This is a genomic window from Mesorhizobium sp. M4A.F.Ca.ET.020.02.1.1 (genome assembly GCF_004022645.1).
Classification (GTDB): Bacteria; Pseudomonadota; Alphaproteobacteria; order Rhizobiales; family Rhizobiaceae; genus Mesorhizobium.
On sequence record NZ_RZOI01001006.1, the window covers coordinates 1 to 1,694 of the forward strand.

Annotated in this window: 2 protein-coding genes and 1 pseudogene; 1 reads left to right on the plus strand and 2 read right to left on the minus strand. The window is 60.5% G+C overall.

What is annotated here, in order from left to right; translation table 11 throughout:
* Positions 1 to 266 (plus strand): MucR family transcriptional regulator (locus EN742_RS34175; protein ID WP_189375720.1); only part of this gene is annotated, 266 nt, incomplete at its 5' end.
* Positions 267 to 409: 143 nt separating this feature from the next.
* On the opposite strand, the gene EN742_RS34180 is transcribed toward EN742_RS34175, so the two are convergent.
* Positions 410 to 928, minus strand: a complete 519-nt coding sequence (locus EN742_RS34180) for an SRPBCC family protein (protein ID WP_127406712.1) — start codon at positions 926 to 928, stop codon at positions 410 to 412.
* Positions 906 to 1,272 (minus strand): annotated as a pseudogene (locus tag EN742_RS34185) (helix-turn-helix domain-containing protein). The gene EN742_RS34180 and the pseudogene EN742_RS34185 overlap by 23 nt, the downstream one beginning before the upstream one ends.
* Positions 1,273 to 1,694: the final 422 nt, after the last annotated feature.

Sequence of the window (1,694 nt, forward strand, 5' to 3'; positions counted from 1 at the left end):
ACAACCCCAGGCGCTCGGTGACGCCGGACTACACCATCTGCCTCGAGGACGGCAAGAAATTCAAATCGCTGAAGCGCCACCTCGGCGTCCATTTCGGGCTGACGCCGGAAGCCTATCGCACCAAGTGGGGCCTGCCGGCCGACTACCCGATGGTCGCCCCCAACTATGCCGCCTCGCGCTCCGAGCTGGCGAAGTCGATCGGCCTCGGCCGCAAGGCCGCCGAGCCGGTCAAGGCCAGGGGCAGGAAGGCCAGGGTTTCGGCCTAGAGCGGTTCACCGTTTCACGGAAACGTCGAACCGCTCTATCCTTGTTTTGACGCTATTCCAGGAAAAACCGTTTCACACCTTTCCTGGAATTGCTCTACGGCACGTTGAGACTCCCCTCGAGGCCGGTGACCGCGAGAGCGACTTCATGACCGTCCCACACCCGCGCCCAGCGTGACGAGAAGCTCGTCCAGCTGCTCGAACTGCTCGGGCATACCGCCCTCCATCCCGGCGATGGCCTCGTCGAGAGCTTCCTTCGAGGGATAGAGTTCGTGCAGCACCAGAAGCGTCTTGTCACCTCTTTCCTCGAACGTCACCGTGGTCACGGCACCGTCATCACTTTCCTCATTGGTCCAGACGAGGCGCGAGTTCGGTATCACGTCGATGTACTTGCCGACGAATGCCATTGACTCTGAGGCATCGTGGCCAAATTCGACCCGGTATCTGCCTCCGACACGAACATCCATCTCGCAGGAAAGCAGAGGCACGCCTGCCGACTTCGGCGCCCACCACCGCTTGAACAGCTCGGGTTTGGTCCACGCCTCGTAGACGATGCGGACCGGGCCGTCGAAAATACGCGTAACGACCAGTTCACACTCGGACTTCCGTTCGACCGTCGTGCGGCTCGTCATGGGGCTGCGCTCACTCTCTTTTCTTACGTCCATCAATCTTCTCCTTCCGTTTTCAGTTCCTCGACAACCTTGTCCAACTCGTCGAAGCGTGCGTCCCAGAGCTGGCGGTACCTCTCGATCCATGCCGCCTCTTCCTCCATCCGGCGCAGGCCGAGCTTGCAGGTCCGAACGCGCCCGACCTTCTTCGTGATGACGAGCCCCGCCTGCTCCAGGACGACGACATGCTTCTTCATACCCGTGAGGGTCATGTGGAACTTTTCGGCAAGCTCCGTGATCGAAGCTTCTGCACTTCCGAGTTGCTCCAGCACGCCGCGCCGGGTCGCGTCGGAGAGCGCGGCGAACGAGGCATCAAGGCGGACTGTCGTATACTGAACCATTTGGTTCAGTATTAGCGCATGGATCGACGGCTTGCAAGGGGAGGTCGAGCGCGCTGTGTTGCCGACCGCTTCCCCCTCAACCGAACGCTCGCCGCTGCCTTCATTAGTTCACGGTGAATTTCGACGACGCCCGGGACAGGCTCGTGCCTGAGCCAATAGTTTCAACGACTGGAACAGAAGCCTGCCGGCGAATCCGCCTTGGCAGGCTTCATGCTTTTGTGGCTTGGATAGTCCAAGCAGTCTGGGGGGAGCCATGAACTACGCCAGGATGGTGATCGAGAGGGAGGCGCCGGAGGAATACGGCTACGACCGTATTCGCTATAACCTTTCCGAAAGCTCGATTGCCGACCAGGAACTCTCCGACATCGGTCTCACGCTGCCCGATCTCACCCTGTTCTACGGCGAACATCGCGGCGATAAGG

Coding starts and splice junctions, on each gene's coding strand:
- EN742_RS34180 (WP_127406712.1), bottom strand. CDS start 928: ATGGACGTAAGAAAAGAGAGTGAGCGCAGCCCCATGACGAGCCGCACG.